This is a genomic window from Acidovorax sp. FJL06, from assembly GCF_003852545.1.
In the GTDB taxonomy this organism is placed as follows: domain Bacteria; phylum Pseudomonadota; class Gammaproteobacteria; order Burkholderiales; family Burkholderiaceae_C; genus Acidovorax.
In genome coordinates, this window is the sequence record NZ_QAJR01000003.1 from 52,776 (window position 1) to 76,410 (window position 23,635).

The 23,635-nt window shown below is 66.2% G+C and carries 19 protein-coding genes; 8 read left to right on the forward strand and 11 right to left on the reverse strand.

Annotated features, from left to right (window positions below):
* Window positions 1–2 precede the first annotated feature (2 nt).
* From DBV10_RS01800 to DBV10_RS01825, 6 genes are all read left to right on the forward strand, one after another.
* Window positions 3–866, forward strand: coding sequence for a creatininase family protein (locus DBV10_RS01800; protein WP_124510049.1), 864 nt, complete (start codon window positions 3–5; stop codon window positions 864–866).
* A 76-nt stretch (window positions 867–942) separates the two neighbouring features.
* Window positions 943–1,941, forward strand: coding sequence for an ABC transporter substrate-binding protein (locus tag DBV10_RS01805; RefSeq protein WP_124510473.1), 999 nt, complete (start codon window positions 943–945; stop codon window positions 1,939–1,941).
* Between the two features lie 75 nt (window positions 1,942–2,016).
* Complete coding sequence (locus tag DBV10_RS01810; protein WP_124510051.1) at window positions 2,017–2,850, forward strand: ABC transporter ATP-binding protein; 834 nt, start codon at window positions 2,017–2,019, stop codon at window positions 2,848–2,850.
* Complete coding sequence (locus DBV10_RS01815; RefSeq protein WP_370451085.1) at window positions 2,847–3,743, forward strand: ABC transporter permease; 897 nt, start codon at window positions 2,847–2,849, stop codon at window positions 3,741–3,743. The genes DBV10_RS01810 and DBV10_RS01815 overlap by 4 nt, the downstream gene beginning before the upstream one ends.
* A 108-nt stretch (window positions 3,744–3,851) precedes the next feature.
* A complete protein-coding gene (locus tag DBV10_RS01820; protein WP_124510053.1) occupies window positions 3,852–5,243 on the forward strand; it encodes an FAD-binding oxidoreductase in 1,392 nt (463 codons plus the stop codon).
* 92 nt (window positions 5,244–5,335) lie between these two features.
* Window positions 5,336–6,172, forward strand: coding sequence for an urease accessory protein UreD (locus DBV10_RS01825; RefSeq protein WP_124510055.1), 837 nt, complete (start codon window positions 5,336–5,338; stop codon window positions 6,170–6,172).
* A 109-nt stretch (window positions 6,173–6,281) separates the two neighbouring features.
* On the opposite strand, the gene DBV10_RS01830 is transcribed toward DBV10_RS01825, so the two are convergent.
* Both DBV10_RS01830 and DBV10_RS01835 read right to left on the reverse strand, forming a co-directional pair.
* Window positions 6,282–9,233: a PAS domain S-box protein gene (locus tag DBV10_RS01830; protein ID WP_124510057.1), complete on the reverse strand. Its 2,952-nt coding sequence runs from the start codon at window positions 9,231–9,233 to the stop codon at window positions 6,282–6,284.
* Window positions 9,234–9,250: 17 nt separating this feature from the next.
* Window positions 9,251–10,306: an ABC transporter substrate-binding protein gene (locus tag DBV10_RS01835; RefSeq protein WP_124510059.1), complete on the reverse strand. Its 1,056-nt coding sequence runs from the start codon at window positions 10,304–10,306 to the stop codon at window positions 9,251–9,253.
* A gap of 384 nt (window positions 10,307–10,690) precedes the next feature.
* Between DBV10_RS01835 and DBV10_RS01840 the strand changes: the two genes are divergently transcribed.
* Window positions 10,691–11,815, forward strand: a complete 1,125-nt coding sequence (locus DBV10_RS01840) for an ATP-binding protein (RefSeq protein ID WP_124510061.1) — start codon at window positions 10,691–10,693, stop codon at window positions 11,813–11,815.
* Between the two features lie 150 nt (window positions 11,816–11,965).
* On the opposite strand, the gene alaC is transcribed toward DBV10_RS01840, so the two are convergent.
* From alaC to urtA, 7 genes are all read right to left on the reverse strand, one after another.
* Complete coding sequence (alaC, locus tag DBV10_RS01845; protein ID WP_124510063.1) at window positions 11,966–13,189, reverse strand: alanine transaminase; 1,224 nt, start codon at window positions 13,187–13,189, stop codon at window positions 11,966–11,968.
* 167 nt (window positions 13,190–13,356) lie between these two features.
* Complete coding sequence (locus tag DBV10_RS01850) at window positions 13,357–14,442, reverse strand: adenylate/guanylate cyclase domain-containing protein (RefSeq protein WP_124510065.1); 1,086 nt, start codon at window positions 14,440–14,442, stop codon at window positions 13,357–13,359.
* Window positions 14,443–14,653: 211 nt separating this feature from the next.
* Window positions 14,654–15,346 carry an urea ABC transporter ATP-binding subunit UrtE gene (gene urtE / locus DBV10_RS01855; protein ID WP_124510067.1) on the reverse strand — a complete coding sequence of 231 codons (693 nt, stop codon included), beginning with the start codon at window positions 15,344–15,346 and terminating at the stop codon, window positions 14,654–14,656.
* A 956-nt stretch (window positions 15,347–16,302) separates the two neighbouring features.
* Window positions 16,303–17,178 (reverse strand): urea ABC transporter ATP-binding protein UrtD, encoded by an 876-nt coding sequence (gene urtD / locus DBV10_RS01865; protein ID WP_124510071.1) that lies wholly within the window; start codon window positions 17,176–17,178, stop codon window positions 16,303–16,305.
* Window positions 17,175–18,311: an urea ABC transporter permease subunit UrtC gene (urtC, locus tag DBV10_RS01870; RefSeq protein WP_124510074.1), complete on the reverse strand. Its 1,137-nt coding sequence runs from the start codon at window positions 18,309–18,311 to the stop codon at window positions 17,175–17,177. Before urtC ends, urtD begins: the two co-directional genes overlap by 4 nt.
* Window positions 18,312–18,331: 20 nt before the next feature.
* Complete coding sequence (urtB, locus tag DBV10_RS01875; RefSeq protein WP_124510076.1) at window positions 18,332–19,912, reverse strand: urea ABC transporter permease subunit UrtB; 1,581 nt, start codon at window positions 19,910–19,912, stop codon at window positions 18,332–18,334.
* 179 nt (window positions 19,913–20,091) lie between these two features.
* Window positions 20,092–21,354, reverse strand: a complete 1,263-nt coding sequence (urtA, locus tag DBV10_RS01880) for an urea ABC transporter substrate-binding protein (RefSeq protein WP_124510078.1) — start codon at window positions 21,352–21,354, stop codon at window positions 20,092–20,094.
* A gap of 404 nt (window positions 21,355–21,758) precedes the next feature.
* Between urtA and DBV10_RS01885 the strand changes: the two genes are divergently transcribed.
* On the forward strand, window positions 21,759–22,943 hold the full coding sequence (locus tag DBV10_RS01885; protein WP_124510080.1) for an MFS transporter: 1,185 nt from the start codon (window positions 21,759–21,761) through the stop codon (window positions 22,941–22,943).
* Window positions 22,944–22,950: 7 nt separating this feature from the next.
* On the opposite strand, the gene DBV10_RS01890 is transcribed toward DBV10_RS01885, so the two are convergent.
* Both DBV10_RS01890 and DBV10_RS01895 read right to left on the reverse strand, forming a co-directional pair.
* Window positions 22,951–23,289, reverse strand: coding sequence for a darcynin family protein (locus DBV10_RS01890; RefSeq protein WP_124510082.1), 339 nt, complete (start codon window positions 23,287–23,289; stop codon window positions 22,951–22,953).
* A gap of 62 nt (window positions 23,290–23,351) precedes the next feature.
* Complete coding sequence (locus DBV10_RS01895; RefSeq protein WP_124510084.1) at window positions 23,352–23,630, reverse strand: SDR family NAD(P)-dependent oxidoreductase; 279 nt, start codon at window positions 23,628–23,630, stop codon at window positions 23,352–23,354.
* Window positions 23,631–23,635 lie beyond the last annotated feature (5 nt).

A 23,635-nucleotide genomic window follows, 5' to 3' on the forward strand; every position in this document is an offset into this window, starting at 1 on the left:
CCATGCTGCACGGCTACACCCCGCCCCACCGCTACCTGCCCTACCTGAGCTGGACCGAGATCGTCGACCTGCCGGACAAGGAGAACACCGTGATCGTGCTGCCCACGGGCGCCACCGAGCAGCACGGCCCGCACCTGCCCTGCGCGGTGGACACGGTGATCAGCGCGGGCGTGGTGGGCCATGCCCTGGCGCGCCTGCCGGCCGAGGTGCCGGCCTTTGCCATGGCCCCCATCACCTACGGCAAGTCGGAGGAGCACCTGCACTTTCCGGGCACGGTCACCTTGAGTGGCGAAACCCTGCTGGCGACCATGAACGAGGTGGGCGAGTCGGTCTACCGCGCAGGCTTTCGCAAGCTGCTGTTCGTCAACGGCCACGGCGGCCAGCCGCAGGTGATGGAGATGTGCGCGCGCGAGCTGCGCCTGCGCCATGGCGACTTCATCGTGGTGCCCAGCTTCACCTGGCGCGTGCCGCACGTGGCGGGCAAGTACCTGTCGGAGCAGGAAAAGAAGCTGGCCATGCACGCCGGCCATGCCGAAACGGCGCTGATGCTGGCCCTGGCGCCCGACACCGTGCACATGGAGCGCGCGGTGGTGAACTACCCGCCCGTGTTCGAGTCGCCCCTGCTCTCGCCCGACGGCCGCCCCGCCTGCGCCTGGAGCGCGCGCGACTTCGGGCCCAGCGGCATCATCGGCGACCCGCTGCCGGCCACGGCCGAGCAGGGCCACGCCATCCTCGACTCGCTGGCCGTGAGCTGGGCCGCCGCCATCACCGAGCTGCACCAGCTGCGCTGGGCCCCGCGCGCCGAAGCCACCTGGGGCCGCGCCAACCACACGGGCCATGTGGAGAGCTCCACCGCCCTGGCTTGAAACCTGCGAACGCAGCCGCATCCATCCCCCTTTTCGTCCCTGTTCCCCCTCCACCACCTACCGGAGCACTGCCATGATGAAGAAGACCGCCTCCCGCCTTTCCAAATTGGGTGCAGCCGCGCTGCTCGCTGTTGGTGCCGCCGGCACCATGCAGGCCCAGGCGCAGGAAAAATTCACCTACATGACCAACTGGTACGCACAGGCCGAGCACGGCGGCTTCTACCAGGCGGTGGCCACGGGCCTGTACAAGAAGTACGGCCTGGACGTGACCATCAAGATGGGTGGCCCGCAGGTCAACATCGTGCAGATGATGGCGGCCGGCCAGGCCGAGTGCGTGATGGGATCGAGCGACCTGCAGATGATCCAGATGCGCGAGGGCGGTGTGCCCGTGACCACGGTGGCGGCCGTCTTCCAGAAAGACCCGCAGGTGCTGATCGCGCACGACGACGTGAAGAAGTTCGAGGACCTGAAGGGCAAGACCATCCTCATCGCATCGTCGGCCCAGCGCGGCTACTGGCCGTGGCTGAAGGCCAAGTACGGCTTCAACGACGCGCAGACGCGGCCCTATACCTTCAACATCCAGCCCTTCGTGGCCGACAAGAACACCGCCCAGCAGGGCTACCTGACGTCCGAGCCCTTCGCCATCGCCAAGGCCGGCGTGAAGGCCAACACCCTGATGTTCAGCGACCAGGGCTACCCCGCCTACGCCACCACGGTGAGTTGCATGGACAAGACCGTGAAGGAGCGCGGCACCGCCGTCGCCTCCTTCGTGAAGGCCACCATGGAAGGCTGGAAGAGCTACCTGGCCGACCCGGCCCCGGCCAATGCCCTGATCAAGAAGGACAACCCGAACATGACCGACGAACAGCTGGCCTACAGCGTGGCCAAGCTCAAGGAGATGGGCATGGTGACGGGTGGTGACGCAGCCAGCATGGGCATCGGCGTGATGACCGATGCGCGCGCCAAGGCGAGCTACGACTTCCTGGTGGAAGCCAAGCTGATCGACCCCGCCAAGGTGAAGCTGGCCGATACCTACAGCACCGCCTTCGTCAAGGACCTCAAGGTTCTTCCGTAAGCCCGCCCTGCCCTGAAACAGCGGCCCGGGCTCTGCGCGCAGCAGGGAGGGCCGCATCCATCGAAAGGCGACCCCATGCAGTCCGCTGAGCCCACCCCCGCCGACCCGGCGACGACCCACCGCCCCACGCCCGCCGTGCAGGTGCTGTCGGCCGAGAAGACCTACCCCAACGGCACGCAGGCCCTGCTGCCGGTGGACCTGACCATCGAGGAAGGCGAGTTCGTCACCCTGCTCGGCCCCTCGGGCTGCGGCAAGAGCACCTTGCTGAAGATGGTGGCCGGCCTGCTGGAGCCCACCGATGGCCGCCTGCAGCTGTGGCGCAAGCCCGTGGCCCAGTTGGAGGACAGCGGCAAGAAGATGGCCTTTGTCTTCCAGTCGCCCACGCTCATGCCCTGGGCCAGCGTGCAGACCAATGTGCGCCTGCCGCTGGACCTGGCTGGCGTGCCCCGCGCCGAGGCCGAAACCCGCGTGGCCGAGGCCCTGGCCCTGGTGGGCCTGTCGAAATTTGCCACCGCGCTGCCGCGCGCCCTGTCGGGCGGCATGCAGATGCGCGTGTCGATTGCGCGCGGCCTGGTGACCCAGCCTGATTTGCTGCTGATGGACGAGCCCTTCGGCGCGCTCGACGAGATCACACGCCACAAGCTCGACGCCGACCTGCTGGACCTGTGGCGCAAGAAGAAGCTGACCGTGATCTTCGTGACGCACTCCATCCACGAGGCGGTGTTCCTGTCGAGCCGCGTGGTGATGATGGCCGCGCGCCCTGGCCGCGTGGTGGAGGAGTTCCGCATAGCCGCGCCCTACCCGCGCACGGCCGACTTCATGGTCTCACCCGAATTCAGCCGCTACGCCAAGCAGCTGCAGGACAGCCTGCTGCGCGCCAGTGCCGACTCCGAGGAGGCCGCAGCATGAGCACCCCGTTTCCCACATCGCCCATTGCCGCCCCGGCCCCCCTCGAACGCAGCGCCCCCACCCGCGCGCCAGCGCCGCCCAAGCCCGCCACACCCCGCGTGCCGCTGATGGCCCAACCCCGCGTGCAGCGCGTGGTCTACCCGCTGCTGGTGGGCCTGGTGCTCATCGCGCTGTGGCAGGGCCTGGTCACAGCCATGGAGCTGCCGCCCTACCTAGTGCCCTCGCCTTTGCTGATGCTCAAGACGCTGTTCACCGACTGGGCGGCCCTGGGCGGCTCGCTCTGGGTCACCGTCAAGATCACCGTGCTGGCCTTTGCCGTGGCCACGGTGGCGGGGGTGCTGATCTCCTTCCTCTTCGTGCAGAGCAAGCGCATCGAGACGGCGCTGTTCCCGTACGCCGTGCTGCTGCAGGTCACGCCCATCGTGGCGGTGGCGCCGCTCATCATCATCTGGGTGAAGGACCCGACGGCATCGATGGTGATCTGCGCCGCGCTGGTGGCGCTGTTCCCCATCATCAGCAACACCACGCTGGGCCTGCGCAGCGTGGAGCCGGACCTGCAAAGCTACTTCAAGCTCAACCGCGCCACGCGCATGCAGACCCTGCTGCGCCTGCGCATACCGAGCGCGCTGCCCTACTTCTTCGGCGGGCTGCGCATCTCCAGCGGGCTGGCGCTGATCGGCGCCGTGGTGGCCGAGTTCGTGGCCGGCACGGGCGGTCAGGGTGCAGGGCTGGCCTACCAGATCCTGCAGGCGGGCTTTCAGCTCAACATTCCGCGCATGTTCGCTGCGCTGCTGCTGATCTCGCTGACCGGGGTCGCCTTGTTCGCCCTGATGGCCTGGGGTACCCGGCTGGCCCTGGGCAGCTGGCACGCCAGCGAAAACTCGCACGACTGAGCCCACCACCTACCCGGACCGCATCCATTTTTTGACACTGCGCACGCGCAGTGGGGGCCGCGCTTTGCCCGCCCCACACCACCCGCCGCACCGACAGGAGAAACAGACATGACCCACACCACCACCGCCCACCAACTGCCCGAACAACTGCCCGGCCTGGACTGGATTGCCGACCCGCTGCGCGTGGGCCGCCTGTCGCAGGACTTTGCCTGGTTCAGCCCGGTGCTCAAGCGCGACCTGGCCGGCAAGCGTGGCGACATCGCGGTGCGTCCACGCACCGAAGAAGAAATCCGCCAGGTGGTGGCCGCATGCGCCAGCGCGGGCATCCCCCTGACCGTGCGCGGCAGCGGCACCGGCAACTACGGGCAGAGCACGCCGCTGCATGGCGGGGTGATCCTGGACCTGTCGGGCTACAACGCCTTGGGCTGGGTGCGCGGCGGCGTGGGCCGGGCGCAGGCGGGCATTCGCCTGGCAGACTTCGACGCGCAGGCCAAGCCCCTAGGGCAGGAGCTGCGCTGGCTGCCCTCCACCTACCGCAGCGCCACGCTGGGCGGGCTGTTCGGCGGCGGCTTTGGCGGAGCCGGCTCGATCAACCACGGCCCGCTGGCCGCGCCCGGCAACGTGCTGGCCGTGCGCGCGATGACCGTGGAGCCCGAGCCCCAGGTCGTCGAGTTGCGCGGCCCCGAGGCCATGCTGCTGCACCACACCTACGGCACCAACGGCATCGTGCTGGAGCTGGAAGTGGCCCTGACCCCTGCCGTGGAGTGGACCGAATGCATCGCCACCTTCGCGCAGTTCGATGCCGCGCTGGAGTTTGCCGACCGCTTTGGCAGCGCGCCCGGGCTGGAGAAAAAAGAGGTGTGCTTTGTGGCCGCCCCCATCCCGCAGTACTTCACCAGCCTGGCCGAGCACCTGCCGGCCGACCACCACGCCGTGCTGCTGCTGGTGGCACCGCACTCCGAAGCCGGCATGCGCGACATGGTGGCCCAGCACGGTGGCCAGGTCACCTACCGCAAGACGGCCGACGAAGTGGCCAGTAGCCACAAGACGCTGCTCGAATACACCTGGAACCACACCACCCTGCACGCACTGAAGGTGGACAAGGGCCTGACCTACATCCAGAGCGGCTTCAACCCCATGCACCGCCTCCAGCAGGTGAAGGCGCTGGAGGCCGCGCTCAAGGGGGAGGTGATGATGCACCTGGAGTTTTTGCGCACCAAGGAGGGTGCGTTCAACTGCAGCGGCCTGCAGATCATCCGCTACACCACCGAAGAACGCCTGAACCAGATCATGCAGATCTACCGCGACCACGGCGTGCAGATCAACAACCCGCACGTGTACATCGTGGAAGACGGCAAGCAGAACCACCTGGACCCCGCCGTGGTGGGCATGAAGCGCCGCTTCGACCCGCAGGGCCTGCTCAACCCCGGCAAGCTGCGCAGCTGGTATGCCGCCGAACCCACGGCCTCCTCGCAAGCACCCGTACGCCAAACAGCGTAGGCCAAGCCGGGACGGAAGGTGACCCAACAGGCCTCTACCGCTTGCCTGCGGGGCATAATCAGCTACTCATTTAGTAGCAAAGCACTGAACCCATGCCTTGGCACGCCCGCCTGCAGCTCGACTACACGGCAGAACCCACCGCACGCACCGTGGCCCGCTACGCGCACAACGGGCCACTGCGCATCCTGCAAAGCCTGTACCCCGAGGGCAACGCCATCTGCCACAACGTGCTGGTGCACCCGCCCGGCGGCCTGGTGGGCGGCGACACGCTGGACATCACCGCCACCGTAGGCCCCGGTGCCCACGGCCTGGTCACCACGCCCGGTGCCACGCGCTTCTACCGATCCACCGGCCCGCTGGCCTTGCAGCGCAGCCACCTCACCCTCGCCGAAGGCGCGCGCCTGGAATGGTTGCCGCTCGAAGCCCTGTGCTACAGCGCCTGCCACGCAGAAAACCACCTCACCCTGAACCTCGCACCCGGCGCCGAATGCATCGCCTGGGACGTGACCGCGCTGGGCCTGCCGCACGCCAGCCAGCCGTTTGAGCAAGGCCGCTTCACCCAGCACCTGGAAGTGCCCGGCCTGTGGCTGGAGCGCGGCGTGATCGACGCCGCCGATGAACGCCTGCTGAGCAGCCCCCTGGGCCTGGCGGGCCACCGCTGCATGGCCAGCATGTTCTTTGCCACAGGCACCCCACTCGACCGCACCCGCCGCGATGCTGCGCTGGACGCTGCCCGCGCCGTGATGGACGCGCACCCCCCGGTCAAAGCCACGGCGGGCGCCACCTGCCCCAATGAGCGCATGGTGGTGGTGCGCGTGCTGGCGCCGCAGGTGGAGCCTGCGATGAAGCTGCTCAAGGCCGTGCGGGTGGCCTGGCGGCAGGCGATGTGGCAGCTGTCGGGCGAGCCGCCCCGCATCTGGGCGATGTAGCACGGGCGGGCGCGTCCCCTGGTCCATCGCGTCTGGCGCTGGGCTCAGGGAGGGTGGCCTGGCTCATCGTCCGCGCAGCCCACGGCCCAGCGCCGGGTACAACAAAGCGTCACAGGCCCTGTCCCGGCGCAATGCTCCCTCCAGCGGTTCCCGAGGGCTGGAGCAGGCGGGCAAAGGTCTCGCGCAACTCGCCGAGTTTGGGGGGTTTGCTGAGAATGCTGTCAATGTGCGGTGGGATCTCGCCGTTGGACATCAGTCTGCGGCCCCAGCCCGTCAACAAAACAACGGGCGTGGCCGGTGACATCTGCTTGACGGCCTCGGCCACCCTGCGCCCGTCGATGTGGGGCATGCCCAGGTCGGTAATGACCATGGCGAACGCCTCACCCGCCGCTTGCGCAGCCCCAAAGGTGTCGATCCCCGCCTGCCCGCCATGGGCCGTGGTCACGGCATGGCCGTCCATCTCCAGAACGTCGCGCAGCGATTTGAGCAGCATGGGGTCATCGTCCACGATCAGCAGGCGCAGGCTGGGCACCGTGGCACCCGGGGCCTCGGTGCGGACCAATGCAACCGCCACGGGCGGCACCGCAAACACCAGGCGCATGGTGGTGCCGCGCCCCTGCAGACTGTCGATTTCAATGTCGGCGCTGTGGCGCTCGACCACGCCGTACACCATGGCCAGCCCCAAACCCGAGCCCCGCGCGCCCTTGGTGGTGAAAAAGGGCTCCAGGCAACGGCGCCGGGTCTCCTCGTCCATCCCTGTGCCGGTGTCCTCCACCTCGATATGCACCTGCGTTGGAGGTCCGCCGGCATCTGCCCCGCTGCACACCGCCCTGGTGCGCAATGTCAGCGTACCGCCCTCGGGCATGGCGTCGATGGCGTTGAAGAAGAGGTTGATCAAGGCCTCGCGGATCTCGCTCTCGATGCCCATGACCACGGGCAAATCCTGCGCAAGCTCTGTCCGCAGTTGGATCACCACCCCCCGCTGCTGGGGGATGTCGTTCCAGCGCGCGCGTGTGAGGTCGATCACCTGCTGCAGCAGCAGGTTCAACTGCACGGGCGCGAGCGTCAGCTGCGGTTCGCGGTGCCGGTAGAACTCGCCCATGCGCGTGACCGTCTGCGCGACATCGTCGATGGACCGCTGGATGGTTTCGAGGTAATTGCGGGCCCGGGCGCTGAGGCCGGCCTCATGGGCCAGCAGCGTTTCGGTGTAAAGCGTCACCGGCGAGATCGCATTGTTGATGTCGTGCGCAATGCCGCTGGCCATCTGGCCCAGCGCACCCAGGCGCTCCTGCTGCATCACGGCCTGCTGGCTCAAGCGCAAGTCGTCGTACGCCTGCTGCAGCGTGCCGTAGAGCTGCGCCTGGTGCACGGCCAAGGCGACATGCTCGCTCAGCTGCTGCAAGAACTCGCACTCGCCGCTGCTGAAGGCATGCGCCGCATGGCGCGCGGTGATCAACACGCCGAAGACCCGGTTTTCCGTCAACAGCGGCGCGACAACCAGGGCACGCAGCCCTCCACGCGCCAGGCGCTGCGGAAAAGGAAAGTCCACCTGGCTGACATCGGGCTCGTACACCAGCTCGCCCCGCACGCAGCGCGACAGGCCATTGGCATCGATGGCCACCCGCTCGTGCGCCGTCATGGCCAGTGCTGCGGCCAGCGCGGCACTGCGCAGCCCCACGCTGGCGACCTCCAGGGCGCTGTGGGGCGCATCGTGCAAGGACATGCAGGCGAAGTCGACGGGAAGCTGGTCTTCCAGGCTGTTCACCACCACCTGGAAGATGCTGGGCAGGTCTTGCCGCTCCCCAATCGCCCGGGTGATCTGGTGCAGCAAATTGAGGCGCCCCAACTGCGCCTGGAGCTTGTGCTCGCTCAGTTTGCGCTCGCTGATGTCCCGCACAAACCCCGTGAAGGTGGGCGGATGCGCGGAGCCGCTGCGCGTGATGGACAGCTCGACCGGAAACTCCGTCCCGTCCGCGCGCAACGCGGTCAACTCCACGCGCTGGCCCAGGATCGGACCGAGCCCGGTGGTGAGGTAATGCGCCATGCCTTGGCGGTGCTGCGCGCGCAGCTGCGGCGGGATGAGCAATTCGGCCATGTCGCGGCCCAGCACCGCGTGCTTGTCATGGCCAAAAATACCTTGGGCTGCCGCGTTGAAATCGACGATGCGCCCTTCGTGGTCGATGGACACGATGCCATCCAGGGCGGTGTTGACCACAGCGAGGTTGCGCTCCTGGCTTTCACGCAAGGCAACCTCGGTGCGTTTGCGCTCGGCGATTTCCAGTTGCAGCTGCGCATTCGACATCACCAGCTGATCGCGCGAAACGGTCGTGCCCTTCAGCGTTGCGGTCATGGCATCGAAGGCGCGCGCCAGGTCGCCGATCTCGTCGCGCGAAGTCACATGGAGCCGATGGTCCAGGTTGCCGGCCCCGACAACGGCCGTGCCATCGCGCAGCCGCTCCAGCGGGCGCGTCACGCTCCTGAGCACAAAAAAGAGCGTCACCATGATGGCCAGCAGCACCGATCCACCGAAAGCCGCAACGGCAAGGCTGGCGCGCTGCTGGGCCCGGAGCACGCCCTCCCGGCTGCGCACCGACAAGCGCAAGGCATCGGAGATCATGGCCTGCGTCTGGTTGATGATCTGCCCGGTGAGGCGAGAGTCCAGCTCTTCCAGCACCTCGCTGGCCTGCGCTGCCGCCTTGCGTTCCTGCTGGTTGGTCACCAGTTGGTCGAACAGGGTGCCAACAACCAGATGTGTGCGCCGAAACTCCTCCAGGATGGCCCGCTCTTCGGCATCGTTGAACTCCGGGGTCGTGTTCAACAGCGTCAGAAGCGATGCCTGGCTCAGGCGCCACTGAACCCGGGGGCGTTCTTCATGGCGCAGCACATACTCCAGCGTGAGGTGCCTGACCGCAGTGACGGCGTTGACAATCCGGCCGGCTGCCTCGTTCTTGACGAGTTCCTGCTTCACCTGCTGCGTCGTCGTCCACAGCACGGCACTGATGACCACCACCACAGCGGCGGAGAACAACCCCGCGAGTTTGAGTCTGGTTGCGATCTTCACGCGGGCGTTCCTTGTTCCTAGTGGATCACCGTCACCGCATGCGGCGTGACCGCGAGCAGGCCATCCAGGTGGAAGTGGTTCAGGTAATTCGGCATCTCTTTTCGGCCGCCCGCCATGCCATTCTTGATCGCCCACCGCGCCTCGTCCTCCAGGGCCAGCAGCAGGCTCTGGTCGAGCACCACGCCGAAACGGTAGGCCCCCCAGGGGTCTTTGAGTTCGGCCGCATCGACCCCCATGAACCGTGCCGTGATTGCGCGCGCCCCGTCGGGGGTCTCCTGGCAGAACCGCCCCCCCTGGACCAGCGCCCGGAGCACCTTCTGGACGGTGTCCTGGTGGCCGGCAACGTAGTCGCGTGTGCTGCTCAGGCTGGAAGTCGCTTCATAGATGCCCGTGGCGGCAAAAGCGACCGCGTTGGCACCCAGGGCTTTTTTCATCGTGCCCACATGGGGCTCCCAGGTCGCAGCGGCGTCGATATCTCCGCGCTGCAATGCCGGCGCAATGTCTTCCGGTTTGAGGTCCACCGCCGTGACATCGCGGGGCGACAGCTTCTGCCGATTGAGAAAGGCGTCCAAAACAAAATGTCCGGAGGTCCCCAGCGTGACACCAATGCGTTTTCCTCGCAGGCTGGCCGGCGTGGAAACGCCCCTGTCCCGCCGCCCGACAACCTCATAGTCGGCTTCGGTGGCAAACAGGGTTGCGATGACGGAGACGGGCTGCTCCCGCATCACGGCGAACATGATCGGGATGTCTGCCGAAACGCTCAGGCTGGCCCGGCCTTCCAGGGTGGCGTCCAGCGCGGCCCTGCCGCTGGTGTGTTGCTGGACCGTGGCATGCACGCCCTCGGCGGCAAAGTAGCCGCGCTCCTGCGCCACAAAAACCGGGCACGAGCCCGCATACAGGGTGTTGGTGGCAATGGTTACATCCACCCGGGGCGCGGAAGAGGCGGGTGACGGTGCACGCCCCCCCCACACCACCGCCGCAGCCAGCAACACCGCCACGCACAGCACCGCAAGGCCTGCCGCCAGGCGGGCGGACCGGCTTCGCTGCGGCGCATCCGCCACTTTGTCCTCCATCGCGAAACTCCCTGGACGCTGCGCCAAAAAGCCCCTGCCTCAACCCCCGGCACCGTGCATTCGCTGCGCAGTTCAGCGTGCAACGCCAACGATTGTGCGTGTTTCGGTGTACAAGGCAAGGTGCATTTGGCCACCGATGCCGCGCCTGTGCGCCGTGCACGGAGGCAAATGGACAGCCACCGCGTTTGAAACTACCATTTGCGCAGGCAAGGCTTGCAAAGGCCGATGGGGGACAGGATGGGGTCCCTGCACAGGGGCTGCAATCCTGCCTTCTGCCCAGGAAACAACATGCAGCAGCATCAGTTGTTCCGTATCCGCTGCTGGCCATCCCTGGCCAGTTTGGTACCTTGTCTTATGAACTGAACCCGTATCCAACACATGCCCATGCGAGCACCACGCCTTCTGATAGTGGACGATGAAGTGACGCAGATGACGGCACTGTGTGACACATTGACCCCCCAGGGCTATGAAACCGTCGGCTTCACCTCCGCCAAGGCCGCCCTGCTGGCACTGCGGGAACAACGCTTCGAACTGCTGCTGACCGACCTGACGATGCCGGAGATGGACGGCATTGAATTGCTGCGCACGGCCCTGGAGATCGACCCACAGATGGTGGGCGTGGTCATGACCGGCGACGGCACCATTGCATCGGCGGTGCAGGCCATGAAGGTGGGCGCCTTCGACTACATCCTCAAGCCCTTCAGGCTGAGCGCCATTCTTCCGGTGATCGCGCGCGCCCTGGATGTCCACAGCCTGCGCCAGGAAAACACGCTGCTGGAAATGCAGTTGCAGGAGCACATGGCAGAGCTGGAGGCCCGCAACAAGGAGCTGGCGTCCGCCAACAATGAACTGGAAGCCTTCTCGGCCTCCATCTCGGAAGACCTGCGCGCACCCTTGCGCATCATTTCAGAGTTTGCCCAGATCCTCGAAGCCGATTTTGGTGCCGAGATGCCCCAGGAGGCCCGCGAGATGCTGGCCCGCATCCACCTGGGGACGCAGCGCATGCACCTGCTGGTCGCCGATTTGCTGCGCTTGTCCAGGCTGGGGCGCCAGACCATGGTCAAGCGCCGTGTCGATCTGGACAGTCTCGTGCATGCCCTCATCGACGAGCTGCGGCCGCACCATACACGCGACGGCATGGGCATCCATGTGGGCCCGTTGAACCCCTGCACGGCCGACCCCGCGCTGCTGCAGCAGGTGATGGCCAATCTTCTGTCGAATGCGTTCAAGTTCACGCGGCACCGCGATCAGGCGTTGGTCGAAGTGGGATGCCTGCCGATGAAGGAAGAGGCCGCCTACTTCGTGCGGGACAACGGCGTGGGCTTTGACATGGTCCATGCCAACAAGCTGTTCGCCCCCTTTCAGCGCCTGCACCGCGCGGAAGACTACGAGGGCACGGGCATCGGCCTGTCCATTGCGCAGCGCATCGTGGAGCGCCATGGCGGGCGCATCTGGGCAGAGGCCGAAGCGGGCAAAGGCGCCACCTTCTTCTTTACCCTGGCCTCGTAGGGCGTGTTGACACGCCCCCCCGGGAGCCGACAGAAGCCCGTGGGGGCAGCCGGATCGTGGCGACGGGCTTTCCCCAACAAGCGCAGCTGCTGAGCATAGGCAGGCAACCCCGGGCCAGGAACAACCCGCCCTCCCCGCCAGCGATGCGCCTCAGGCTGCCGCCGCAGGCACCTTCAACAACCCATCGGCCTTGAACATCGCGCGGATGCCGCGCACTGCCTGCCGAATCCGCGCCTCGTTCTCGATCAGCGCAAACCGCACGTACTCGTCCCCCTGGTCGCCAAAGCCGATGCCGGGCGACACGCAGACCTTGGCCTTGTCCAGCAGCTGGCGTGCGAACTCCAGCGAGCCCAGCGCGCGATACGGCTCGGGGATGCGGGCCCAGATGTACATGCTGGCCTTGGGGCAGTCCACGGCCCAGCCGGCTTCGGTGAGCCCCTTGTAGAGCACGTCGCGGCGGCGCTGGTATTGCGCGGCAATGTCCTTCACACACTGCTGGTCGCCCTCCAGCGCGGCGATGGCGGCCACCTGCAGGGGGGTGAAGGTGCCGTAGTCGTGGTAGCTTTTGATGCGGGCGAGCGCGGCCACGAGGTCGGGGTTGCCCACCATGAAGCCCACGCGCCAGCCAGCCATGTTGTAGCTTTTGCTCAGGGTGAAGAACTCCACCGCCACGTCCTTGGCGCCGGGCACTTCCATGATGCTGGGCGCGCGGTAGCCGTCGTACACGATGTCGGCATAGGCCAGGTCGTGCACCACCAAAATGTCGTGTTTCTTGGCCAGGGCGATCACGCGTTCGAAGAAGCTCAGCTCCACACACTGCGCGGTGGGGTTGCTCGGGAAGCCGAAGATCATCATCTTGGGCTTGGGGTAGCTGCCGCGAATCGCCTTTTCCAGCTCGGCAAAAAAGTCCACATCCGGTGCCACGGGCACGCTGCGAATGTCGGCACCGGCGATGACGGCGCCGTAGATGTGGATGGGGTAGCTCGGGTCGGGCACGAGCACGGTGTCGCCCCGGTCCAGCGTGGCCAGCATCAGGTGGGCCAGGCCCTCCTTGGAGCCGATGGTGACGATGGCCTCGGTGTCGGGGTGGATGTCCACCGCATAGCGGTCCTTGTACCAGTGGCTGATGGCGCGGCGCAGGCGCGGGATGCCCTTGCTGGCGCTGTATCCGTGGGTGTCGGGCCGCTGGGCCACTTCGGTGAGCTTGGCGACGATGTGCGGCGGCGTGGCCCCGTCGGGGTTGCCCATGCTCATGTCGATGATGTCTTCGCCCCGGCGGCGGGCGGCCAGCTTGAGTTCGGCCGTGATGTTGAAGACGTAGGGAGGGAGGCGGTCAATGCGCGCGAAACGGCGCTTGCCTTGCGATGCAGACATGCTGGTGAACTTTCACGTAAGCGCCCGGAACCGTCCGAGCGACGTGGCTGGCAGAAAGGCCGGCCCAGAGCCACTGTAATGCAGAGTGCGCTGCACGCTCGTGTCTTTCTGCGCGGTGTTGCATGTTTGCCGCACCCGCAGCGCGCTCCCGGCGGTGCGCGCAGACGCTAGCGCGCGGCCACCAGCAGTTGCACGAACATCTGCACCTTGGCGTTGCATTCGGGGCTGATGGACGTGAACTCCAGTCCCGCCAGCCACTGGCCACCTTCGGGCTTGAGGGTAATGACCCGGGCGTACACATCGGCGGCGCGGTATTCCACCAACGTCAGGTCGAACTCGATCTTGATCTCGCTGTGCAGTTGCAGCGGCTCGGCCACCTCCACCAGCAGGCCGTGGTAGCCGATGTCCCGGATGGCGGCGTGCACGATCTGCGGCACGATGATCTTGTCCTGGATGCGCTGGCACAGGCAAGGCAGGCGGGTGTCAACCCGGTGGCTGCGGCGGAACTCCTGGCGCGGCACCTTGAGCTTGCGCGAAGGGATGGCCACCAGCTCGCGCAGGCTCACGGGCTCATGCCGCCCTTTCACATACACCTGCATGGGGGCGGTGGCCGACACCAGGCCCCAGCAGCGCTGGTAGGTGGCCTCACTGATCAGCACCTGGCCGCGCAGGCTGAAGGCTTCGATGCGCGATGCCAGATTGACCTCTTCACCGATCACGGTGTATTCGGAATACACATCCGAACCAAAGCGCCCGGCCATCACGGTGCCGGTGTTCACGCCAATGCCCAGAAACACCTGGGGCAGTTGCTCGCGCAGGTGCTCCAGGTTCAGGTCGCGCATCGCGATCTGCATCTCCACGGCGCACAGCAGCGCACGGTCCACGTCGTCGTCGCGTGCCACCGGCGCGCCGAACAGCACCATGATGGAGTCACCCATGAACTTGTCGATGCTGCCCTGGTGCTTGAAAACCACCTCGGATAGCCGCGACAGGCAGCGGTTGAGCGCCGCGATCACCACCGCCGCCGGCAGCGAGCCCGACAGCGCCGTGAAGCCCCGCAGGTCGGCCAGCAGAATGGTGACCTCGCGCGGGGCCACGTCCAGGCCCTCGGTGGCCGCGCCGTCGGGGCATTCCATGCCGCGCAGGATGGCCGCCATCTCGGCCTGCGCGGCCTCTTTCAGGGGCGCGCCGGTCTCGCGCTCGATCAGTGCCTGCAAGCGGCGCACGGCATCGTGGTGGAACTCTTTGTGCATGGGGCGGCCAAACAATAACCTGGCCCAGGGCAGCGCCTGCCGCAGGCAAGCCCGCGCAAGCACCCCACCAAGGCCAGCAAACAATGGCCCCCAGAATAGGCGCCCGCCCCGGGGTGGGTCAAGCCGGTGAAACCAGGGCGGGCTGCAAAAGAGTGCACATGTCCGCCCTGCGGGTGGACTGCGTGCTGCGCGCGCACCCGAACAGGCTCTCTCAGATCGCCACCAGGTTGCGGATGCCCTTGGCCTCCATCTCGCTGCCGGGCCCGCGTGCAATGACTTCGCCGCGCTCCATCACCAGGTAGTCGTCGGCCAGTTCCTGCGCAAAGTCGTAGTACTGCTCGCACAGCAGGATCGCCATGTCCCCCTGGTCGGCCAGCATGCGGATCACGCGGCCGATGTCCTTGATGATGCTGGGCTGGATGCCTTCGGTGGGCTCATCGAGGATCAGCAAACGCGGGCCGGGCGCCAGCGCACGTGCAATGGCCAGTTGCTGCTGCTGCCCGCCCGACAGGTCACCGCCCCGGCGCTTGAGCATCTGCTGGAGCACGGGGAAGAGTTCATACAGGTGCGGGGGCACGGGGGTGGAGCCGCTTTTGTACGCCAGGCCCATGCGCAGGTTTTCCTCGACCGTGAGGCGGCCGAAGATTTCGCGGCCCTGGGGGACGAAGCCGATGCCAGCGCGCGCGCGGTCATAGGGCGTGGCCTTGTCGATGGGCTGGCCATCGAAGCTGATGCTGCCGCTTTTGATGGGCACCAGGCCCATGAGGCTTTTGAGCAGCGTGGTCTTGCCCACGCCATTGCGGCCGAGCAGGACGGTGACTTTGCCGGGGGTGGCAGTGAGGCTCACGTCGCGCAGGATGTGGGAGCCGCCGTAGTACTGGTTGATGTTTTGGACGGTGAGCATGGTTTTTTGAGGTTTTTTTGGCCTATAGCGCTGATTTGGCAAGTGCTAGCAGCTATTGTTTTTGAAGCAACTCTTTCCCGCCTGTTCGGACTGAGGTTGCCAAAGCCTGGGCACTCCTCCACCCGCTCGGGCTGAGCTTGTCGAAGCCGTGCGCCTGTCAAGCCGCATGCCTGGGCTGAGGGCGGGAGCCGGGGTGTGCGCCCGGCGGCGCAGTGACTTTCTTTCGTCTCGCCGAAAGAAAGTCACCAAAGAAAGGGCGACCCTACAGTCTGCGTCCCTTCGCTTCGCTGCGGGCAACCTGCGGTGCTCGCGTCCAGCGGGGTCTCGCTCCAACTCGCTTCGCTCAGACAATCGCGAGCCCTGATCCGCTGGCCGCTGCGCTCCTCGGCGCATCCTGAAGGGAACCCGGGGTTCGGACATCCCCACGGGCCGTCGCTGCGCTCGGCCCCCTCTCGCGAGCGCAAGCGCCACGCGCTGCGCAGGCGAGGCCGAGCGAAGCAAAGGCCCGTGGGGATGTTCGGCTGTCCACCCCCTGCTGGCTGCGCCTGCGGCGGGGCGGTTGCGGGGTGGCATGGGCGTCGAAGCGCCCACGCTTCGTGAACTGACTCGCCGTGGTTGTCCGAGCGGCGCGCGCAGCGCATAGCGAGTTCCACGGCGCACCCCGCAACCGACGCGCCGCAGGTTTGCCCCTTCGCACCGCGAAGGGGTCGCAGACTGGGGGTCGCCTTTCTTTTGCTTACTTTTCTTTGGCGAAGCAAAGAAAAGTGAGTCGCCTGCCGGGGCGACAACCCGGCTCCCGCCCTCAGCAAAAGCACACCACCCAATCAGCCCACAAGCCCAGGCTTCGACAAGCTCAGCCCGAACGGACAGGGGTAGCGCCAAAGTAGGCTTCGACAAGCTCAGCCCGAACGAATTGCAGACGTTCACAAGATCAAAGGAACCAGCGCGAACCACCATCACCGCCCCAAATAGACCTCAATCACCCGCTCATCCGCCTGTACCTGGTCCAGCGTGCCCTCGGCCAGCACCGAGCCATCACACAACACCGTCACCTTCTCAGAGATGGTGCGGATGAACCCCATGTCATGCTCCACCACCATCAGCGAATGCTTGCCTTTGAGGGTAAGAAACAACTCCGCGGTCCGTGCCGTCTCGTCGTCCGTCATCCCCGCCACCGGCTCGTCCAGCAGCAGCAGCTTCGGGTCCTGCATCAACAGCATCCCGATCTCCAGCCACTGCTTTTGCCCGTGGCTCAAATTGCCTGCCTGGCGCGTCACCCCATCGGCCAGATGGATCGTGTGCAACACCTCGGCCAGCCGGTCCGACTGCGCGGAATCCAGGCGGAAGAACATGCTGGAGCTCACGCCCTTGTGGGTCTTCAAGGCCAGCTCCAGGTTCTCGAAAACGCTGAGCTGCTCGAACACCGTGGGCTTCTGGAACTTGCGGCCGATACCCAGGCTGGCGATCTCGGGTTCGTTGTGACGCAACAGGTCGATCGTCGATCCAAAGAACACCGTGCCTTGGTCCGGCCGCGTCTTGCCCGTGATGATGTCCATCATCGTCGTCTTGCCCGCACCATTGGGGCCGATGATGCAGCGCAGCTCGCCGGGCGCGATGTCCAGGCTCAGGCCGTTGATGGCCTTGAAGCCGTCAAAACTCACGTGCACGTCCTCCAGGTACAAGATGCGGCCATGGGTCACATCCACTTCGCCCGGCACCGCCACGCGCGAGAAACCTGCCGCGCGGCCACCCGACTCGGTCTGACCCAGTGCGGCGGGCGCCAGCGTCTTCTGCAAACGCCGCGCACCTTCGTCCATCAGATCGGGCGTCATTGCGCAGCTCCCTTCTTGCTTGTCTTGTCCTTGATTTTCTGGACCAGGCCCACCACACCGTTCGGCAAGAACAACGTGACGGCAATGAACAACGCGCCCAGAAAATACAGCCAGAACTCCGGCGCCGTCACCGTGAGCCAGCTCTTGGCGCCGTTGACGATGAACGCCCCCACGATGGGCCCGATTAGCGTGGCCCGCCCGCCCACGGCCGCCCACACAGCGATCTCGATGGAGTTGGCGGCGCTCATCTCGCCGGGGTTGATGATGCCGACTTGCGGCACATACAACGCCCCCGCCACGCCGCACATCATGGCGCTGATGGTCCAGATGGTGAGCTTGTAGGGCAGCGGCGAATAGCCCGAGAACATGACCCGCGTTTCGGCATCGCGCACGGCCTGCAGCACGCGGCCGAACTTGCTGCGCACCAGCCAGCGCGCCAGCAGGAAGAATCCCAGCAACGCCAGCCCGGTCAACACAAACAGCGTCATGCGCATGGTCGGAGTGGCAATCGGCGTGCCCAGGATGCGCTTGAAGTCGGTAAAGCCGTTGTTGCCGCCAAAGCCCGTTTCGTTGCGGAAGAACAGCAGCATGGCCGCATAGGTCATGGCCTGCGTGATGATCGAAAAATACACACCCTTGATGCGCGAGCGGAAGGCAAAGTAGCCGAACACAAACGCGATGGCACCCGGAACGGCCACGATGAGGATCAGCGTGGCCACGAAGCTGTCGGACAGCATCCAGTGCCAGGGCAGCTCCTTCCAGTCGAGGAACACCATGAAGTCGGGCAGGTCGCTCTTGTAGTTGCCGTCGCGGCCGATCTGGCGCATGAGGTACATGCCCATCACGTAGCCACCCAGCGCAAAGAACAAACCGTGGCCCAGGCTCAGGATGCCGGTGTAGCCCCAGATCAGGTCCATGGCCAGCGCACAAATGGCGTAGCACATGATCTTGCCGAGCAGCGCCACGGCGTAGTCCGACAGGTGAAACGCGCTGCCTGCGGGCACCCACAGGTTGAGCACAGGGGCCACGGCGCACACCACGATGAGCGCCACGATAAAGGCCGACCAGCCGCCGCGCGTGAGCAGCGGCGCCGGTGCGGGCAGTTGGATATTGGGAGAGGTTGGCGTAGTCATGATCTGTCGTCTCTGGTGCTTCAGTCGGCCGTACGCCCTTTGACCGCGAAGATGCCCTGGGGCCGCTTCTGGATGAAGATGATGATGAACACCAGCACCGCAATCTTGGCCAGCACCGCGCCCGCCCAGCCTTCGAGGAACTTGTTCAGGATGCCCAGGCCCAGCGCGGCATACACCGTGCCCGCCAGTTGGCCCACGCCGCCCAGCACCACGACCATGAAGGCATCGACGATGTAGCTCTGGCCCAGGTCAGGGCCCACATTGCCCACCTGGCTCAGCGCGCAACCCGCCAGGCCTGCAATGCCCGAACCCAGCGCAAACGCCAGGGTGTCGATGCGCGCCGTGTTCACCCCCATGCACGAGGCAATGGGACGGTTTTGCGTCACGCCGCGCACAAACAGGCCCAGGCGCGTGCGGCCAATGAGGTAGCCCATGCCCAGCAGCACGGCGATGGCAAAGCCGATGATGACCAGCCGGTTGTAGGGCAGCGTGAGGTTGGAGAGCACCTGCACGCCACCGCTCATCCACGCGGGGTTTTCCACACCCACGTTCTGCGCGCCAAAAATCGTGCGCACCAACTGCATCAGCACCAGGCTGATGCCCCAGGTGGCGAGCAGTGTCTCCAGCGGGCGGCCGTACAGAAAGCGCAGCACGCCGCGCTCCAGCACCGCGCCCACGGCAGCCGAGGCGCCAAACGCCAGCGGCAGCGCAGCGACCAGGTACCAGTCGAACGCGCCCGGAAAATACTTTTGGAAGATGCCCTGCACCACGTAGGTGGCATAGGCGCCGATCATCATCAGCTCGCCGTGGGCCATGTTGATCACGCCCATCAGGCCGTAGGTGATGGCCAGGCCCAAGGCGACGAGCAGCAGGATGGAGCCCAGGCTGATGCCCGAGAACGCAGCGCCCAGGCGCTCGCCCCAGGCGAGCTGGCCGTCAATAGCGCGCAGTGCGGCCTGCAGTGCGGCCTTGACCTTGGCGTCTTCTTCGACGGTGACGCGTTCGTTGAGCAACAGCCGCGTGTCGGGCGTGGCGCTGAGCGACAGGGCCTGGGCGGCGGCGATGCGCTGCGCGGCGTCATCGCTGCCCAACAAGGTGGCAGCGCGGGCCAGCTCCAGCTGGGCCTTGATCTTGTCGTTGGTTTCCTGCGCCAGCGCCTTGTCGAGCAAAGGCAGGCGGCCCGCGTCGGGCTCCTTGGTCAAGGCCTTGGCGGCGGCCATGCGCTGGGCTTCGTCCTTGCCAAACAGCGCCAGGCCCGCCAGGGCCGTGTCGATCTCGCCGCGCATGCGGTTGTTGTTGATGATGTCTTCGGCATCGGCCGGCACGGGCACCTCGGCGCCGGTCACGGGGTCGGTGCCTGTGTCGCCCTTCACGATCAGGGCCTTGCCGCCTGCCACACGCACTGCGTCGTCAGCCAAGGCCTGCAAAAAGGCGGCGACCCGATCGCTGGGTTCTGCCACCGCCTGCTGCACGGCCGCCACGCGGTCATCGGTCTCGCCCACCGCCATGGCCAAGGCCTGCTCGGCGGTAAGTGCGTGCGCCTGCGCAGTTGCACACAACACAACGCAGGCGATCAGACGGGAGAAAAAGGAGAAAAGCATGGAAGGGCCAGTGGGTGAAAGAAACGACCAGCCTCTGCGGTGAGCGCAGCCCATGCCAGCGCCCTCACGCAAAGGCCGCCATGCCGCGCATGCGGCGCTTCGCTTGCGTGCGCTGGGGGCGTCCCCCTCCCACGCGCAGCGTGAGAGAGGGGGAAGCGGCGTAGCCGCTCAGGGGGAGATCACTTCTTCTCGGGCTCGTCCTTCTTCTTGTCGTTGCCTTCGATGTACGGGCTCCATGGCTTGGCCTTCACCGGGCCGGGCGTCTTCCACACCACGTTGAACTGGCCGTCGGCCTTGATCTCGCCGATGAACACGCTCTTGTGCAGGTGGTGGTTCTTCTCGTCCATCTTGCTCACGATGCCCGAGGGTGCCTTGAAGGTCTGGCCCGCCATGGCGGCGATCACCTTGTCCACGTCGGTGCTCTTGGCCTTCTCGACCGCCTGCTTCCACATGTTGATGCCAATGTAGGTGGCTTCCATCGGGTCGTTGGTGAGCGGCTTGTCCTTGTGGCCAGCGATGCCCTTGGCCTTGGCGTAGTCGGCCCACTTCTTCATGAAGGCGGTGTTCTCAGGGCTCTTGATGGACTGGAAGTAGTTCCAGGCGGCCAGGTGGCCGACCAGCGGCTTGGTGTCCACGCCGCGCAGCTCTTCCTCACCCACCGAGAAGGCGACCACAGGCACGTCCTTGGCCTTCAGGCCGGCGTTGCCCAGTTCCTTGTAGAAAGGTACGTTGGAGTCGCCGTTGATGGTGGAGACCACGGCCGTCTTGCCGCCCTGGCTGAACTTCTTGATGTCGGCCACGATGGTCTGGTAGTCCGAATGGCCGAACGGGGTGTACTTCTCGTCGATGTCGGAATCCTTCACGCCCTTGGACTTGAGGTAGGCGCGCAGGATCTTGTTGGTGGTGCGGGGGTACACGTAGTCGGTGCCCAGCAGCACCCAGCGCTTGGCGCTGCCGCCGTCCTTGCTCATCAGGTAGTCCACCGCAGGAATGGCCTGCTGGTTGGGCGCGGCGCCGGTGTAGAACACGTTCTTGGACAGCTCTTCCCCCTCGTACTGCACGGGGTAGAACAGCAGGCCGTTCATTTCCTCGACCACGGGCAGCACCGACTTGCGGCTCACCGAGGTCCAGCAGCCGAAGATCACCGAGACCTTGTCCTGGCCCAGCAGCTGCTTGGTCTTTTCGGCGAACAGGGGCCAGTTGGAGGCCGGGTCCACCACCACGGGTTCGAGCTTCTTGCCCAGCACGCCACCCTTGGCATTGATCTCGTCGATGGCCATGAGCACGGTGTCTTTCAGCACCGTCTCGGAGATGGCCATGGTGCCCGAGAGGCTGTGCAGGATGCCGACCTTGATCGTGTCCTGTGCGTAGGCTGGCAGTGCAGACAGGCCAGCGAGCGTAGCGACGGCCGCAAGGGCCTTGAGGGAATAACGACGTTGCATGTGTGCTTCTCCGGTGGTGGTTTCAATCAGTCAATCAATCAAACCGCTTCGCTCGGTGGCCTCTGGTGGGGGCCTGGCGGGTCGAGCGATGGAATGGATTCTGGAGAGGGGGGGCCGCGCCGCAAATACGCCGGGTGGCGTACACGGCCCGGCGCCGGCGGTCCGCCAAGGGGCCGGCGGCAACGGTGTGCACCCCACGGTGCCTGATTCGTCAACGTGCAGAGAACGCTACATAAAACATAGCTATATTCATAGAACCAACAAGCCGCAGAGCCAGCTTTCATGCAAACCCCTTGGCGAGCAAAGGTTGCCCTGCGCACCTAGAATTTGCGGGTTTTCCCTGACCCAAACCGCACCGAGGCACGGGCTGCCATGGCGGCGTCTTTTTTGCCCTCCCGCACACCATGAACCTCCCCCTGCTGGCCCTGGCCATTGCCGCATTTGGCATTGGCACCACCGAATTCGTGATCCTGGGCCTGCTGCCCGAAGTGGCGGGGGACCTGTCCGTCTCGATTCCGGCCGCCGGCATGCTGGTGTCGGCCTACGCGCTGGGGGTGGCCGTGGGTGGGCCGCTGCTGGCGGTGGCCACCGCGCGCTGGCCCCGCAAGACCACGCTCACCTGGCTGATGGTGCTGTTCATCGTGGGCAATGTGGGCTGCGCGCTGGCGCCCAGCTATGCGTGGCTGATGGTGGCGCGCGTGGTCACCTCGTTCTGCCACGCGGCTTTCTTTGGCATTGGCGCCGTGGTGGCGGCCAGTGTGGTCGCGCCCCACAAGCGCGCCCAGGCCATGGCGCTGATGTTCACCGGCCTCACGCTGGCCAACGTGCTGGGCGTGCCACTGGGCACGCTGCTGGGCCAGCACCTGGGCTGGCGCTCTACCTTCTGGGCCGTGGTGGTGATTGGGGGAGTGGCCGTGGCCGCCGTGGTGCGCTGGGTGCCCCACCTGCGCCACCAGATCAGCGGCAGCGCGCTGGGCGAGTTCCGCGTGCTGCGCATCCGCCAGGTGTGGCTGGCGCTGGCGGTGAGCGTGCTGGCGTCCACCAGCATGTTCACGCTGTTCACCTACATCACGCCCATCCTGCGGGATGTGACGGGCATCTCGCCCCAGAACGTGAGCGGCGTGCTGCTGCTGTGCGGCGTGGGCCTGACCATCGGCAACCTGCTGGGCGGCCGCCTGGCCGACTGGAAGCTGCTGCCCTCGCTGATGGGCATCTTTGCCGTGCTGGCCGGGGTGCTGGCGGCGTTTTCATTCACCAGCGCCTGGCTGTGGCCCGCCACCATCACCGTGGTGGTGTGGGGCATGGTGTCGTTTGCCGCCGGCACACCGCTGCAGGCGCGCGTGGTGTCGCAGGCGGGCGATGCGCCCAGCCTGGCCTCCACGCTCAACATCGGCGCGTTCAACCTGGGCAATGCCATCGGGGCCTGGCTCGGGGGCGCGGTCATCACGGCCGGGTGGTCGCTGCAGGCCATTCCGCTGGTGGCGGCGGGGGTCACGCTGAGCGCGCTGGCGCTCACGACCTGCATTGCCTGGCTGGACCGGCGGCCCGCACTGAAGGCCCCTGCGCTGGCTGGCTGCAAGGCGGCTTGAGGCCCCTTCATGCGGCGCCGGACCGCTCAAACTCCACATAGCCGTCCTCGATGGCTGGAATGATCTGCAGCACCTCGAAGTAAGGCACGGTGAGCAAGGGCGAATCGCGCAGCCGTTCCATGAAGTCGTAGTGCTTGAGCGGGTCGTCGGTTTCCACCAGCATCAGATCGCTGCAGGGCGCCGCAAAAGCCTCGGCATCGAAGTGGCGCAGGCGCAGGGCACCGGCATAGCGGGGCAACAGGGCGTACAGGTGCGCTTCGCCCAGCGCGCGGCGCTGATCGCGCGGCAGGCGCAGCCATTCGGGCAGGGCGCGCAGGTGGATGAAGAAGGCGTAGCGTGGGGACATGGTGGTTGGGGCCCTTCGTCAGAGATAGTTAGCAAGAAAAAAGTCAACGGACGCACAACGGCTCATGCGCTGCGCAGCATGCGCGCCAGCAACCACGGGGCCCAGCGCTGCAGGTGCCAGGCCGCGCGTGCCTTGCCGATGCGGATGTCAAGGTGCCCCGCCAGCAGGCCGCGCACCAGCGCCGCACTGCGCGCCACCGCCAGCACGGGGATGCCGTGGTGCACCAGTTCCAGCGCCAGCGCCCGGCCAATGCCAGAGCTGGCGCCCGTGACGATGGTGCGCGGAAACGGCAGGGCTGGAGCGGCCCGCAGGGCGGTGGGCGGGGTGGAGGGATGTGGCATGCCGC